Genomic DNA, 13,771 nt, shown 5'->3' with positions numbered 1-13,771 from the left:
CCTTCTGGATCAGGCCCTCCTGCAGACCGACCAGCGCGGTCGCGTGCGTCAGGTTCGGGAAGTACCCGACCCGGACCTCCGAAGCCGAGAGCTTCCTGCCGTCGGCCGAGGCCGCCGCGGCCGGCTTGTCCACCGCCTGGGACCCGTAGCCGCAGGAGGCGAGGGCGCCGATCAGCAGCGGCAGGGCGGCCGCGGCGGCGAGGCCGCGGCGCAGGGTCTTGCTGGTGTTGCGGGTGGCAGGCACGGGAGGACTTCCTCTCGTGACGTGGTCATCTCATGACGCACGTCTTCGTTCACGGAGCAAAGGCGGGTACGGCTGGTGGAGGGTGAGGGCGCGAAGGCGGCATGCCGCCGGCGACTGGGTCATCGCGCACATCGCGACACCCCTCCCTGGCCGCTGCCGAGGGCGCCGCTGCCCACGCGGCCGCCCTCCTTGGCGAAGGTCGAGTACAGGTCGGCAGGCATGACCTAGAAGTCCCAGCCGTCTTCGTCCGCCGCGCCCGCCTCGTCGCCGGCCCGGTCCTTGGAGGCGAAGGACTCGCCGGCCATGCCCGCCGCCAGCGTGGTGCCGTCGGCCGGGTCGATCAGCAGGAAGGAACCGGTGCGGCGCGAGTCGGCGTACGCGTCGAGCGCGAGCGGCTCGGCGGTGCGGACGACGACGCGGCCGATGTCGTTGGCCACCAACTGCCCGGGGTTCGGGTGCTGGGACAGGTCGTCCAGGGTCAGCCGCGAGGGGATCTCCTTGACGATGGCCTTGACCGTACGGGTCGTGTGCTTGATCAGCACGCGCGCACCCACGGCCAGCGGCTGGTCGGCCACGTGGCAGACCGTCGCCTCGACGTCCTGCGTGGTGGCCGGCGCGCTCGCGGACGGCGCGATCAGGTCGCCGCGCGAGATGTCGATGTCGTCCGCCAGACGCAGCGTCACCGACTGCGGGGCCCAGGCGATGTCCACGCTCTCGCCGAGCGCGTCGATGCCCACGATCGTGCTCGTACGGCCCGAGGGCAGCACGGTCACGGCCTCGCCGACGCGCAGCACGCCGGAGGCGATCTGGCCCGCGTAGCCGCGGTAGTCGGGGTGCTCGGCGGACTGCGGACGGATCACGTACTGCACCGGGAAGCGCGCCGGGCAGGCGGTGAGGTCGTGGCTGACGGGCACCGTCTCCAGGTGCTCCAGCACCGTCGGGCCGCCGTACCAGTCCATGTTCGCGGACGCGTCCACCACGTTGTCACCGGCCAGCGCCGAGATCGGGATCGCGGTGATCTCCGGGACGCCCAGGTCCGAGGCGTACGCCGTGAACTCCTCGGCGATGGCCGCGAAGACGGACTCCTGGTAGCCGACGAGGTCCATCTTGTTGACGGCCAGGACCACGTGCGGGACGCGCAGCAGCGCCGCGACGGCGGCGTGCCGACGGGTCTGCTCGATCACGCCGTTGCGGGCGTCGACGAGGACCACGGCCAGGTCGGCGGTGGAGGCGCCGGTGACCATGTTCCGGGTGTACTGCACGTGCCCCGGGGTGTCCGCGAGGATGAACCGGCGGCGCGCGGTGGCGAAGTAGCGGTACGCGACGTCGATGGTGATGCCCTGCTCACGCTCGGCCCGCAGGCCGTCGGTGAGCAGCGCGAGGTCGGGGGCTTCCTGGCCGCGGGCCTGGGAAACCGCCTCGACGGCCTCCATCTGGTCCGTCAGGACCGACTTGGAGTCGTGCAGCAACCGGCCCACCAGGGTGGACTTGCCGTCGTCGACGGAACCGGCGGTCGCGAAGCGCAGCAGGGTGGTCGCCGACACGTCGGCGAACTGCTCGGTGGTGCTGGTCATGTCTAGAAGTACCCTTCGCGCTTGCGGTCTTCCATCGCGGCCTCGGACATCTTGTCGTCGGCGCGGGTCGCGCCCCGCTCGGTGAGGCGGGAGACGGCGATTTCGGCGATCACGGCGTCCAGCGTGGCGGCGTCGGAGTCGACGGCGCCGGTGCAGGACATGTCACCGACGGTGCGGTAGCGGATGAGACGCGTCTCGGGCGTCTCGTCCTCCTTCGGGCCGCCCCACTCGCCGGCGGTCAGCCACATGCCGTTGCGCAGGAAGACCTCGCGCTCGTGGGCGAAGTAGATCTCGGGCAGCTCTATGCCCTCGCGGGCGATGTACTGCCAGACGTCCAGCTCGGTCCAGTTCGAGAGCGGGAAGACGCGCACGTGCTCGCCGGGAGCGTGGCGGCCGTTGTAGAGCTGCCACAGCTCGGGGCGCTGGCGGCGCGGGTCCCACTGGGAGAACTCGTCGCGCAGGGAGAAGACGCGCTCCTTGGCGCGGGCCTTCTCCTCGTCGCGGCGACCGCCGCCGAAGACGGCGTCGAACTTCAGCTGCTGGATCGCCTCGGTCAGCGGGACGGTCTGCAGCGGATTGCGGGTGCCGTCCGGGCGCTCGCGCAGCTTGCCCGCGTCGATGTAGTCCTGGACGGACGCCACGTGCAGGCGCAGGCCGTGCTCGGCGACCGTGCGGTCGCGGTACTCGATGACCTCGGGGAAGTTGTGCCCGGTGTCGACGTGGAGCAGCGAGAAGGGCACCGGCGCCGGCGCGAACGCCTTCAGCGCCAGGTGCAGCATGACGATGGAGTCCTTGCCGCCGGAGAACAGGATCACCGGCTTCTCGAACTCGCCCGCCACCTCGCGGAAGATGTGCACGGCCTCGGACTCGAGGGCGTCGAGGTGCGACAGCGCGTAGGGCGCGTCGGAGCCGGACTCGGTGTGCACGTGTGCGGCGGTGGTCATGCCAGACCCCTCTCGGTGAGCAGCGCGTGCAGGGCCGAAGCCGACTCCTGGACGGTCTGCGTGTGCGACTCGATACGGAGGTCCGGGGAAGCCGGAGCCTCGTACGGGTCGTCGACCCCGGTCAGACCGGAGATCTCGCCCGCCGCCTGCTTGGCGTACAGGCCCTTCACGTCACGCTCGGAGCACACCTCGACCGGGGTGGCCACGTGCACTTCGAGGTAGTTCGTCCCGGCGCCCGCGTGGCGCTTCCGGACGGCCTCGCGGCTGTCCGCGAACGGCGCGATCACCGGCACGAGCGCCTTGACGCCGTTGCTCGCGAGCAGCTCGGCGACGAAGCCGATCCGCTGCACGTTGGTGTGCCGGTCCTCGCGGCTGAAGCCCAGTCCGGCGGAGAGGAACTCGCGGATCTCGTCCCCGTCGAGCACCTCCACGCGGTGGCCCTCGGCGCGCAGCCGCTCGGCCAGCGCGTAGGCGATGGTGGTCTTGCCCGCGCTCGGCAGCCCGGTCAGCCACACGGTGGCGCCGTGGTCGCTCACGCTCATCTGCTCTGTCTCCGTAAGTTCTTCGCTGGTCGTCATCAGCCGTGCAGTCCGCACTCGGTCTTGCCCCGTCCGGCCCAGCGGCCGGCCCGCGCGTCCTCGCCCTCCGCCACGCGGCGGGTGCAGGGGGCGCAGCCGACGGAGGCGTAACCGTCCATCAGCAGCGGGTTGGTGAGCACGCCGTGCTCGGCGACGTACGCGTCCACGTCGTCCTGGGTCCAGCGGGCGATCGGCGAGATCTTGACCTTCTGCCGCTTCTCGTCCCAGCCGACCACCGGGGTGTTCGCCCGGGTCGGGGACTCGTCGCGGCGCAGGCCCGTCGCCCACGCCGTGTACGCGGTCAGGCCCTCTTCGAGGGGCTTGACCTTGCGCAGCGCGCAGCACAGGTCGGGGTCGCGGTCGTGCAGCTTCGGGCCGTACTGCGCGTCCTGCTCGGCCACCGTCTGACGCGGGGTCAGCGTGATGACGTTGACGTCCATCACGGCCTCGACCGCGTCACGGGTGCCGATGGTCTCCTCGAAGTGGTAGCCGGTGTCGAGGAAGACCACGTCCACGCCGGGCATCGCCCGGGAGGCCAGGTGGGCGACGACCGCGTCCTCCATGGACGAGGTCACGGCGAACTTCTTGCCGAAGGTCTCGGCCGCCCAGGTGAGGATCTCCAGCGCGGAGGCGTCCTCCAGGTCCCGGCCCGCCTGCTCGGCCAGTGCCTTCAGATCGCCGGTCCTGAGATCAGCGTCTTGAGCCGTGGTCATATCTCGTCCCCTCCAGCGGTGTCGGACTGAACGCCCCGGGCCAGCAGCCCGAGGTACTTCAGCTGGAAGGCTCGGTTGCAGGCCCTGCATTCCCAGGCGCCGTGGCCCGTCTCGTTCGGAAACAGGTCCTCGTCGCCGCAGTACGGGCAGTAGAACGGTGCGGCGCGCTCGCTCACGAGAGGTCCTCGTCCTTGGCGCGGCCCACCCAGGCGGCGAAGCGCTCGCCGTCCTCACGCTGCTCCTCGAAGCGCGTGACGACCCGCTCGACGTAGTCCGGCAGACCGGCCGAGGTGACCTTGAGGCCGCGGACCTTGCGGCCGAAGCCGGCCTCCAGGCCGAGGGCGCCGCCCAGGTGGACCTGGTAGCCCTCCACCTGGTTGCCGTCGTCGTCCAGGACCAGCTGGCCCTTGAGACCGATGTCCGCCACCTGGATACGGGCGCAGGCGTTCGGGCAGCCGTTGATGTTGATGGTGAGCGGCTCGGCGAAGTCCGGCAGGCGTCGCTCCAGCTCGTCGATCAGCGAGGCGCCACGGCCCTTGGTCTCGACGATGGCCAGCTTGCAGAACTCGATGCCGGTGCAGGCCATCGTGCCGCGGCGGAACGGGGACGGCTTGACCCGCAGGTCCAGCGCCTCCAGGGCCTCGACGACCGAGTCGACCCGGTCGGCCTCGATGTCGAGGACGATCATCTTCTGCTCGGCGGTGGTGCGCAGGCGGCCGGAGCCGTGCTGCTCGGCGATGTCCGCGATCTTGGTCAGGGTGGCGCCGTCGACGCGGCCGACGCGGGGAGCGAAGCCGACGTAGAACTTGCCGTCCTGCTGCTGGTGCACGCCGACGTGGTCGCGCCACTGGCCGCTGGGCTGCTCGGGCGCGGGGCCGTCGGTCAGCTTGCGCTTGAGGTACTCGTCCTCCAGGACCTGGCGGAACTTGGCCGGGCCCCAGTCGGCGACGAGGAACTTCAGGCGGGCGCGGGTGCGCAGGCGCCGGTAGCCGTAGTCGCGGAAGATCGAGATGACGCCCTCGTACACGTCCGGGACCTCGTCGAGCGAGACCCAGGTGCCGAGGCGGACACCGAGCTTGGGGTTGGTCGAGAGACCGCCGCCGACCCAGACGTCGAAGCCGGGGCCGTGCTCGGGGTGGTTCACGCCCACGAACGCGATGTCGTTGATCTCGTGCGCCACGTCGAGCAGCGGCGAGCCGGAGACCGCGGACTTGAACTTGCGGGGCAGGTTCGAGAAGTCCTTGTTGCCGACGATGCGGCGGTAGATCTCGTCGATGGCGGGGGTGCCGTCGATGATCTCGTCCTGGGCGATGCCGGCCACGGGCGAACCGAGGATGACGCGGGGCGTGTCACCGCAGGCCTCGGTGGTGGACAGGCCGACGGCCTCCAGGCGGCGCCAGATCTCCGGGACGTCCTCGATCCGGATCCAGTGGTACTGCACGTTCTGGCGGTCGGTGAGGTCGGCGGTGCCGCGCGCGAACTCCTGCGAGATCTCGCCGATGACGCGGAGCTGCTCGGTGGTCAGCCGGCCGCCGTCGATGCGGACGCGCAGCATGAAGTACTTGTCGTCCAGCTCCTCCGGCTCCAGGATCGCGGTCTTGCCGCCGTCGATCCCGGGCTTGCGCTGGGTGTAGAGGCCCCACCAGCGCATACGGCCGCGCAGGTCGTTGGGGTCGATCGAGTCGAAGCCCGCCTTGGAGTAGATGTTCTCGATGCGCGTCCGCACATTGAGACCGTCGTCGTCCTTCTTGAACTGCTCGTTGCCGTTGAGGGGGGTGTGGTGTCCGACGGCCCACTGGCCCTCACCGCGGTGACGACCGGTCTTGCGGCGCGCGGCGGCTGCGGGAGCTGCGGCTGCGGGCGTTTCGGGGGTGGCGGCCATGGCGGTACGTCCTTCTTCGGCGGCTCAGGGCGGAGGGCAGGAGAGCAGGGGGTGGTGATGGAGTGGCCCCGGCACAGACTCTGACGACGCTGAGCGGGTGCGGCCGACCGACGCGCCTTCGCCGGGGTGACCGGCGGGCAGGGCGGGGCGGTGTTCGGCCTTCAGGGGGCGGCGGTGACCGACGCTTCCACGGCGACGATGCCGGGATTGCGGCGATGTGCGGCGGTTGCTGGTTCCGTCAGCACGCCGGACAGATGGCGCTGGACATGCGGCCGAGGTCGACGTGCCGCCGACTCACCAAGGCAATTCCAGCTCCATTCATGACGGAAGCGTGGCATGTGCCTCTTGGAGGAGTCCACTACAGTCCACTATCCGGACCGAGTCGTCTCGGATTGCGGGCCACCGTGACCGGGGTCACGTTTCCCGGGCCCCGTCCCCGCCCGTCTGCGGCGCCATGCCCGGGGGCGCTGCCCCCGGTCCCCCGGTTCCGGGAAGGGGCGGGGTGGGGGTGCTCCGCGCAGCGGCCCGACCCGAGGGCTACGCGCCCGGCCAGGGGCCCGGGGTGGGGGTCTCTTCCTTGGACTCCGTCTCCGTCTTGAAGACCTTGAAGCCGCGGCGCTCGTAGTTGGCCATCGCCGTCGGACCGTCCTGGCTGCACGTGTGCACCCAGACCCGGCGGGTCGGGGTCCGCTCGGGCCAGCGGGACGCGAGGTCCCACGCCCGGGCGACGCCCACCGAGAGCAGGTGCCCGCCTATCCGGCGGCCCCGGAAGTCCGGGAGCAGCCCGAAGTACATGATCTCCACCACCCCGTCGTCCTGCGGGTCGAGCTCCACGTACCCCGCCGGGGTGCCGCGGTCGTACGCCACCCACGTCTCCACCCCCGGCCGCCCGAGGTACTCCACCCACTGCGCGCGGGTCAGGCCCAGCCGGTCCGTCCAGTGGATGTCGCCGCCCACGGAGGCGTAGAGGAAGCGGCTGAACTCCGGGGAGGGGACCTCCGACCGTGAGACGGTGATCTCGGAACCCGGGACGGTGGCCGCGACCAGATCGTCCGGCGAGTTCATCTCGAGGGACCAGGTGGTGAGGGTGACGGTGCTCATGCACCTCAGGGAATCACATCCCCCAGCCGCCGACGGAGGGACCTTCGGCCCCCTTTCCTCCCAGCCGGGCCCGGATCACCGACGGCGCCGTGGAGTGCGGGAGCAGCGCGGCCGGGTCCTGCGGACGGATCAGCTCCACCTCCACGTCCTGCGCGAAGCGGTACGGCCGGTGGGTCAGCACCCCCGCGAGCCGGCGGCGTACGCGGGACATCTCCGCCCGCACCGTCACCGTACGGGTCGGATCCCCGAACAGCTCCTCCGCCAGCTCCGCCGCCGAGCGCCCGCGCGGGTTCTCCGCCAGCAGGAACAGCAGCTCCGCGTGGCGAGGGCTCAGCTCCTGCGCCCAGCTCCCGGCGGCCCCGTACACCGTCGCCGAGCAGGTCCCCGCCCGGCCGAGGTCGAGGACGACCCGGGTGACGGCGGTCTTCGTCCGCTCCTGCGCGATCCGCAGCAGCCAGCCGCCCGGCAGCGGCTCCACCGTGCAGTCGCCGAGCTGGGGCACCCACACCCGGCCCGGCCCGAAGTCCTTCGGCAGCGGGATCCGCTCGGCGGGCACGATGCCCGTGACGGCCGCCGTCCAGCCGTGCGGGTCGACGGCCAGCGCCCGCCCCGGCAGCCGGGCCAGCAGCGGCGCGGCCACCGCCCGCAGCCGCTCCAGCGATTCCAGGTGCCGCACCCGCAGCTCCCTCTCCGCGAGCCGGGCCACCGAGGTCACCCACGCCAGGGTCGCCGGGTGCATGGTGGCCAGCGGCCCGCTGACGTCGACCACGCCCAGCAGGCGCCCGTCGCGCGGGTCCCGTACGGGCGCCCCCGCGCAGGTCCAGTCGTGGTGGCTGGAGACGAAGTGCTCCGCCGAGAACACCTGGACGGGCCGCCGGGCCACGAGCGCCGTGCCCACCCCGTTGGTGCCGACCACGGCCTCGTCCCAGTCGGCCCCCACCGCGAAGCCGAGACGGTCCGCCTTGCGCAGGATGGAGGAGTGGCCCTCCCGCCACAGCAGCCGCCCGTCCGCGTCGGCGACGACCATGATGTGCAGGGCCTCGTCCAGGGCCGGCAGCAGCCCCTCCCGGAGCACCGGCAGGACCTCCCGCAGCGGTGAGCCGTGCCGCCGCTCCTCGGTCTCGGCGGCCGAGAGCATCCGGGAGCGCTGGTCCCGGTCCGGGTGCACGCCGCCGGCCATCATCCGGCGCCAGGACTCCGCGATCTCCGGTCTCGGCGGGGCGGGTGGCCGGGCCCCGGCCAGCGCGGCCTCCCGTACCCCCTTGAGCAGACGTGCGGCCTCCCGCGCGTCCATGGCCGAGATGCGTGCCGCGTCGACCGCGCCGCCTGTGGCTCTCACCACCGGAACCTCCCCGTCGAACAGGTCGTGCCGAGCGAGCCGCCCCCGGTCCGCGGCCGCCGCTTCCCCCGGCACCCGCAAGGCGACTGTCGCACCAAGGGTTGCAACCCCGTGCAACTCTCGCCAAGTCCCGGTCGGCCGACCGAAACTGTCCGGACGCCGCCAGGCGGCGTGACAGCTCCTCCTCGGGGCTTCCCGGACCAGGGCTGGTGCCGAGTCGGCGCGGCGCCACCCCTGGTCCCGGTCAACGGGCCCGGATCCCGGCTCGGAGCGGTTTGGGGACCGTACCCGGGAGCCCGGCGGCTCCCTACTGGCCCGCGATCCGCGCCCGTTCCACGACCGCGCCGAGGGCGAGGCCGTGCGGCAGCGTGCCGAAGGCCGCGCCCCAGTCGCCGCCCAGCCGGGAGGCGCAGAAGGCGTCCGCCACCTCGGGCGGGGCCCACCTCAGCAGCAGCGAACCCTGGAGCACGAGCGCCATGCGCTCCACGACCCGGCGGGCCCGGGCCTCGATCCCCTCCAGGTCGGCGAGCTCCGTGAGGAGGTCCTTGATGGCCGAATCCAGCCGGTGGTCGGCGCCCCGGGCCAGGCCGATCTCCTGGAGGAAGGCGGCGAGGGCCTGCGGCTCGCGCTGGAGGGCGCGGAGCACGTCGAGGGCCTGGACGTTGCCCGAGCCCTCCCAGACGGAGTTCAGCGGGGACTCGCGCAGCAGCCGCGGGAGCCCGGACTCCTCGACGTAGCCGTTGCCGCCCAGGCACTCCAGGGCCTCGGCCACCATCGGCGTGCAGCGCTTGGTCACCCAGTACTTCGCAACGGGCACCGCGAGGCGCAGGAAGGCCCTCTCCTGCTCGGTGCCCGCGTCGTAGGCCGCCGCGAGGCGCAGGACGAGGGTGGTGGCCGCCTCGGACTCCACGGCCAGGTCCGCGAGCACGTTGCGCATCAGCGGCTGCTTGATGAGCGGCGCTCCGAAAGCGGAGCGGTGCTCCGCATGGTGAACGGCCTGCGTGAGCGCCTGCCGCATCAGCGAGGCCGAGCCGATCGCACAGTCCAGCCGGGTCGCCGCGACCATCTCGATGATGGTCCGCACCCCCCGGCCCTCCTCGCCCACCCGCCGCGCCCAGGTCCCGTCGAACTCCACCTCGCTCGACGCGTTCGACTTGTTGCCCAGCTTGTCCTTCAGCCGCTGGATCGCGAACGCGTTGCGCGTCCCGTCCGGCAGCACCCGCGGCACCAGGAAGCAGCTCAGCCCTCCCGGAGCCTGCCCCAGGACCAGGAACCCGTCGCTCATCGGCGCCGAGCAGAACCACTTGTGCCCGGTCAGCAGGTACTCGCCGGAGGCGTCCAGGGGCTTCGCCGCCGTCGTGTTCGCCCGTACGTCGCTGCCGCCCTGCTTCTCCGTCATCCCCATGCCGAAGAGCACCCCGCCCTTCTCGGCGGCCGGCCGCAGCCCCTCCTCGTACACGTGCGAGGTCAGCCGGGGCTCCCACTCGGCGGCGAGCTCGGGGTCCGTGCGCAGTGCCGGAACGGCGGCGTGCGTCATCGAGACCGGACACCCGTGCCCCGCCTCGGCCTGCGACCAGACGAAGAACCCGGCGGCGCGGCGCAGGTGCCCGGCCGGGCGGCCCCAGGCGTCCGTGAGTCCGCAGGCCACGGCGTGCCCGAGCAGCCGGTGCCAGGCCGGGTGGAACTCCACCTCGTCGATCCGGTTGCCGTACCGGTCGTGCGTGCGCAGTTTCGGAGGGTTCTCGTTCGCCTGCGCGCCCCACTCCTGGGCCTGCGCCGAGCCGGCGGCCCGCCCGAGCGCGGTGAGCTCCTCCCGTACCTCGCCGAGGAGTTCGGGCTCCGCGGAGGCGAGGTGGCGCTCGACGCCCTCGGTGAGCGCCCGGTCGCCTCCGTAGACGTCGTGGCCCACGAGGGGCGGGGCCTGGTTGGTGACTGTGTGGGTGGTGGCTGCCATGCGGATACCGTAAGGACGTGCAGCCAGCAAAAGAAAGCTTCGAGCGGATCCCCGGACGCCCGGGACGGCTCCACCGGGCCCGCGCCCTCTACCGCAACGTGTCGAAGCGGAAGATGGGCTGGCTGCTGCTGAAGGACACCGTCAATTCGTGCATCGAGTACCGGATCCTCGGGCTCGCGGCCGAGGCGGCCTTCTTCACGCTCCTCTCGCTGCCTCCGCTCTTCCTCGGTCTGCTGGGCCTGCTCGGCTACGTGGACGGCTGGACGAACACCCAGTCGGTGCAGAGCATCGAGGAGAACATCCTGAACGCGGTCGGCACCGTCCTCTCGGACCGGGGCGTCAACGAGATCGCGAGACCGATGCTGGACGACGTCACCAGGAGCGGCCGCCCGGACCTGATCTCCCTCGGCTTCGCCATCGCCCTGTGGTCGGGCTCGCGCGCCGTCAACGTCTTCATCGACACCATCACCGTCATGTACGGCCTCGACGGGCAGCGCGGCATCGTCAAGACCCGGCTGCTGGCCTTCCTGCTGTACGTGGTCGCGCTGCTGATCGGGGCCATCGTGCTGCCGCTGATGGTGGTGGGGCCCGACGCGGTGGTGCGGCTGGTGCCCTGGGGCACCGACGTGATCGCGATCCTCTACTGGCCGACCGTCACCCTGCTGTCCATCGTCTTCCTCACGACCCTCTACCACGTGTCGGTGCCGGTGCGCTCGCCGTGGATCGAGGACGTGCCGGGCGCGCTGGTGGCCCTGGCGATGTGGGTGCTGGGCTCGTTCCTGCTGCGCATCTACCTCACGAACACGGTGGAGGGCCCCACGATCTACGGCTCCCTGGCCGCCCCCGTGGCGGTGCTGCTGTGGATCGGCGTCTCGGCCTTCGCGGTGCTCGTGGGCGCCGCGGTGAACGCCGCCATCGACCGGGTCTGGCCGTCGGTGGCCACGGCCGCGGCGCGCGAGGCGAACGAGCGGGCCCGGGAAGCGGAAGCCGCCCAGCTGATCGCGCGGGCCGCCGCGTGGCGGGCCCTGGCCGAGGGCGAATCGGAGGACGACGAGGACGGCGGCGCCATGCCGTCGGAGTTCCCGGAGCGCTGGTCGAAGTTCCTGCCGCCGGAGGACTACTCCTCGCGCCTGCGCAAACACTGAACCGCCGGGTCCGCCCCCGGCTCAGCCCTTGGACCAGACGATGAGCCGGCCGCTCACCGTCGGGCTGTACTCCTTGCTGCTCTCCTCGACGAGGGCCATGGCCACGGAGCCCCGGTCGGTGACCGAGCACAGGGCGGCGCCCTTCACGATGCCGCGCCCCTGCGCGTCGGAGCCGCCGAGCTGCACGGGCCCGAAGCCGGTTCCCGCGGCCGCGCGGCAGTTTTCGAAGGTCTGCGCTTGTCCCGCGCGCAGCACCCCCACCTGGCGGCCGGTAGTCGTCATCAGCTTCACGTACGTCGATGCGTCGCCGGCGTTTCCGCACCCGAGGGAGTCGGGCCGGTACTCCAGCTCGATGGCGGCGGTCTGCTCCGTCGTCGGCCCTTCCCCCGCGTACTTCACCTTCACGGTCGTCGACACCCCGGCGTCAAGGTCGACCAACTGCGTCTCGCCGCAAGGCGGAGGGGCGATGCCCCACCTGCCCTGCTGGGTCTGATAGCCGGCCGGCGCCGTCAGGTCCGGGCCGCTGCCCGAAGGACTGGGGGAAGCCGAGGACGGACCGGGCAGCGGCGCGATCTTCGTCTCGGACACCGACGGCGAGGGAGAGGAGGCCTGCGGGGAGGGCCGGGGCGACGCCGAGCCGGCCGTCGCGGGAGCCGCCCCGCTCGCGGCGGGCGGCGTCGCGGGGTCGTTCTTCGCCGAGGTGGCGAACAGCGTCGCCACCGTCCCCACCACCGGGACGACGATCCCGATGACCCACCAGGCCCAGCGCGGCGGGTGGCCGGAGGGTGCCGGTGCCGGTGCCGGTGCCGGTGCCGGTGCCGGCGCGTGTGCGGGGGCCGGGTAGGTAGCCGCGTACGGCGCCACGCTCGGCGGCTCGGTCGGCCTCGGCGGAACCCTCCCCGGATCGGGCTGCCCGACTGTGTCCGTCACTTCTCAACTCCCCCTGGTGCCAACGGATGCGGTGACTTTACCGCCCGCCGATCTCCGGGGATGGCCTGGTGTGGAGGGATGTACGAGGAAGCGCCGTCGCGGGCCGTTCCCGGGGGTGGCGGGCCTCGGGCGGTGGCGGGGTCGTGCTGCCCGACGGGTGCATGGACCTGCTCTGGGTGGACGGGCGGCTGCTGGTCGCCGGGCCCGACACCGGGCCGCACCCCGCCGGGGAGGTCCCGGGGCGGGCCTTCGCCGGGATCCGGTTCGCGCCCGGCACCGCGCCCGCGCTGCTCGGCGTACCGGCGCACGTGCTGCGGGACCGGCGCGTCGAGCTCGCCGACCTGTGGCCGCGGCCGGAGGTGCGGCGCCTCACGGGGCGGGTGGCGGGATACGCGGACCCCTGCGGGGGACTCGAAGCGGTGGCCGCCGCCCGCGCGGCCGGGGCGGGGGCGCCCGACGGCTTCGCCGCCGAGGTGACGGCGCGGCTGCGCGCGGGGGAGACGGTGGCCGGGATCGCGGCCGCGCTCGGCGTCGAGGGAGCGGCGGCTGCACCGGCGCTCCCTCGACGCCTTCGGGTACGGGCCCCGCACCGTCGGCCGGATCCTGCGGCTGCGGCGCGCCCTGGCCCTCGCCCGCTCGGGGACGGCGTACGCCGAGATCGCCCACACCACCGGCTACGCCGACCAGGCGCACCTCGCCCGGGAGGTGCGCGCGCCGGCCGGGACGACGCTGATCGCCTACGCGGGGTCGGCCGGCGCGAAGAGGGAGACGCCGCAGCCGTCCGGGTCGAGGACCACGGCGTAGCGCCGGCCCCAGAAGGCGTCCCAGGGCTTCAGGTGCCCGGTGTAACCGGCCTCCGTCAACTCGGCGTACACCGCGTCCACCCCGGCGGGGGAGTCGCACAGGAAAGCCAGTCCCACGCGGCCGTTGCCGTCCGGCCGGGTCCACGACGGGTCGAAGGACCGCATGGTCGCCTCCGTGTCCCAACCGATCCGCAACCCGCCGGGACCCGCGGCCTCGACGTGCGGCTGCCCGTCTGCCCCGGCCGGGATCTCCAGGCCGAGACGGCGGTGGAAGGCGAGCGAGGCGGCCATGTCGGAGACGACGATGCCGATCACGTCGAGTCGAGGAGTCCTGGGGCCAGGCTGGGCACGGCCCGGCGGGGGAGTCTTGAACGAATCGGACACGGCCGGGGGCAGGGGCGGTGTCGCGACCGCACGGGGATTGACGGGTCGTCAGTTCTGCGCGCACCGTGTACCGGGAAGCCGATACGAGTCCGGGAGGCTCCGTGCCGACACCACCGCGTCCCCGCCTGCCGCAGACGAACGGCGTGGAGCAGCCGGTCGGGGGCCCGCCCCGCCCGCCGC

At 72.7% G+C, this 13,771-nt stretch carries 13 protein-coding genes and 2 pseudogenes; 2 read left to right on the top strand and 13 right to left on the bottom strand.

Annotated features, from left to right (window positions below; genetic code table 11):
• From ACFYZL_RS39180 to ACFYZL_RS39130, 11 genes and pseudogenes are all read right to left on the bottom strand, one after another.
• Window positions 1-244 (bottom strand): annotated as a pseudogene (locus ACFYZL_RS39180) (sulfate ABC transporter substrate-binding protein); the annotation flags it as partial.
• 224 nt (window positions 245-468) lie between these two features.
• Window positions 469-1,818 (bottom strand): sulfate adenylyltransferase subunit 1, encoded by a 1,350-nt coding sequence (locus ACFYZL_RS39175; RefSeq protein ID WP_388685855.1) that lies wholly within the window; start codon window positions 1,816-1,818, stop codon window positions 469-471.
• Window positions 1,819-1,820: 2 nt separating this feature from the next.
• Window positions 1,821-2,762 (bottom strand): sulfate adenylyltransferase subunit CysD, encoded by a 942-nt coding sequence (gene cysD / locus ACFYZL_RS39170; RefSeq protein WP_384752769.1) that lies wholly within the window; start codon window positions 2,760-2,762, stop codon window positions 1,821-1,823.
• A complete protein-coding gene (gene cysC, locus ACFYZL_RS39165) occupies window positions 2,759-3,304 on the bottom strand; it encodes an adenylyl-sulfate kinase (protein WP_384752772.1) in 546 nt (181 codons plus the stop codon). Before cysC ends, cysD begins: the two co-directional genes overlap by 4 nt.
• Before the next feature lie 35 nt (window positions 3,305-3,339).
• On the bottom strand, window positions 3,340-4,053 hold the full coding sequence (locus tag ACFYZL_RS39160; protein ID WP_384752775.1) for a phosphoadenylyl-sulfate reductase: 714 nt from the start codon (window positions 4,051-4,053) through the stop codon (window positions 3,340-3,342).
• Entirely contained in the window at window positions 4,050-4,229 is a 180-nt protein-coding gene (locus tag ACFYZL_RS39155; RefSeq protein ID WP_007267254.1) for a hypothetical protein, read from the bottom strand. The genes ACFYZL_RS39160 and ACFYZL_RS39155 overlap by 4 nt, the downstream gene beginning before the upstream one ends.
• A complete protein-coding gene (locus ACFYZL_RS39150) occupies window positions 4,226-5,935 on the bottom strand; it encodes a nitrite/sulfite reductase (RefSeq protein WP_384752779.1) in 1,710 nt (569 codons plus the stop codon). Before ACFYZL_RS39150 ends, ACFYZL_RS39155 begins: the two co-directional genes overlap by 4 nt.
• Window positions 5,936-6,173: 238 nt before the next feature.
• Complete coding sequence (locus tag ACFYZL_RS39145) at window positions 6,174-6,257, bottom strand: putative leader peptide (RefSeq protein ID WP_310942095.1); 84 nt, start codon at window positions 6,255-6,257, stop codon at window positions 6,174-6,176.
• Between the two features lie 215 nt (window positions 6,258-6,472).
• A complete protein-coding gene (locus tag ACFYZL_RS39140; protein ID WP_388685850.1) occupies window positions 6,473-7,036 on the bottom strand; it encodes a GNAT family N-acetyltransferase in 564 nt (187 codons plus the stop codon).
• A gap of 13 nt (window positions 7,037-7,049) precedes the next feature.
• A complete protein-coding gene (locus tag ACFYZL_RS39135; protein WP_384752818.1) occupies window positions 7,050-8,330 on the bottom strand; it encodes a GAF domain-containing protein in 1,281 nt (426 codons plus the stop codon).
• 352 nt (window positions 8,331-8,682) lie between these two features.
• Window positions 8,683-10,329: an acyl-CoA dehydrogenase family protein gene (locus ACFYZL_RS39130; protein ID WP_388685848.1), complete on the bottom strand. Its 1,647-nt coding sequence runs from the start codon at window positions 10,327-10,329 to the stop codon at window positions 8,683-8,685.
• Between the two features lie 17 nt (window positions 10,330-10,346).
• On the opposite strand from ACFYZL_RS39130, the gene ACFYZL_RS39125 reads away from it, so the two are divergent.
• Window positions 10,347-11,474: a YihY/virulence factor BrkB family protein gene (locus ACFYZL_RS39125; protein ID WP_384752788.1), complete on the top strand. Its 1,128-nt coding sequence runs from the start codon at window positions 10,347-10,349 to the stop codon at window positions 11,472-11,474.
• A 21-nt stretch (window positions 11,475-11,495) separates the two neighbouring features.
• Here ACFYZL_RS39125 and ACFYZL_RS39120 read toward each other — a convergent pair whose 3' ends face one another.
• The gene (locus ACFYZL_RS39120) at window positions 11,496-12,404 is read right to left on the bottom strand and encodes a hypothetical protein (RefSeq protein ID WP_388685845.1); all 909 of its coding nucleotides are present in this window, start codon (window positions 12,402-12,404) and stop codon (window positions 11,496-11,498) included.
• 68 nt (window positions 12,405-12,472) lie between these two features.
• Between ACFYZL_RS39120 and ACFYZL_RS39115 the strand changes: the two are divergent.
• Window positions 12,473-13,208, top strand: a pseudogene (locus ACFYZL_RS39115) (helix-turn-helix domain-containing protein).
• Here ACFYZL_RS39115 and ACFYZL_RS39110 read toward each other — a convergent pair.
• Window positions 13,142-13,591, bottom strand: coding sequence for a VOC family protein (locus tag ACFYZL_RS39110; RefSeq protein ID WP_388685843.1), 450 nt, complete (start codon window positions 13,589-13,591; stop codon window positions 13,142-13,144). The pseudogene ACFYZL_RS39115 and the gene ACFYZL_RS39110 overlap by 67 nt on opposite strands.
• Between the last annotated feature and the right edge of the window lie 180 nt (window positions 13,592-13,771).

The organism is Streptomyces sp. NPDC001717 (assembly GCF_042892775.1).
Classification (GTDB): Bacteria; Actinomycetota; Actinomycetes; order Streptomycetales; family Streptomycetaceae; genus Streptomyces.
The sequence above is the reverse complement of the archived record's forward strand: the minus strand, read 5'-3'. Positions and strand labels throughout refer to the sequence as shown.

Coding starts and splice junctions, on each gene's coding strand:
- ACFYZL_RS39175 (WP_388685855.1), bottom strand. CDS start 1,818: ATGACCAGCACCACCGAGCAGTTCGCCGACGTGTCGGCGACCACCCTG.
- cysD (WP_384752769.1), bottom strand. CDS start 2,762: ATGACCACCGCCGCACACGTGCACACCGAGTCCGGCTCCGACGCGCCC.
- cysC (WP_384752772.1), bottom strand. CDS start 3,304: ATGAGCGTGAGCGACCACGGCGCCACCGTGTGGCTGACCGGGCTGCCG.
- ACFYZL_RS39160 (WP_384752775.1), bottom strand. CDS start 4,053: ATGACCACGGCTCAAGACGCTGATCTCAGGACCGGCGATCTGAAGGCA.
- ACFYZL_RS39150 (WP_384752779.1), bottom strand. CDS start 5,935: ATGGCCGCCACCCCCGAAACGCCCGCAGCCGCAGCTCCCGCAGCCGCC.
- ACFYZL_RS39145 (WP_310942095.1), bottom strand. CDS start 6,257: ATGAATGGAGCTGGAATTGCCTTGGTGAGTCGGCGGCACGTCGACCTC.
- ACFYZL_RS39140 (WP_388685850.1), bottom strand. CDS start 7,036: ATGAGCACCGTCACCCTCACCACCTGGTCCCTCGAGATGAACTCGCCG.
- ACFYZL_RS39135 (WP_384752818.1), bottom strand. CDS start 8,330: ATGGACGCGCGGGAGGCCGCACGTCTGCTCAAGGGGGTACGGGAGGCC.
- ACFYZL_RS39130 (WP_388685848.1), bottom strand. CDS start 10,329: ATGGCAGCCACCACCCACACAGTCACCAACCAGGCCCCGCCCCTCGTG.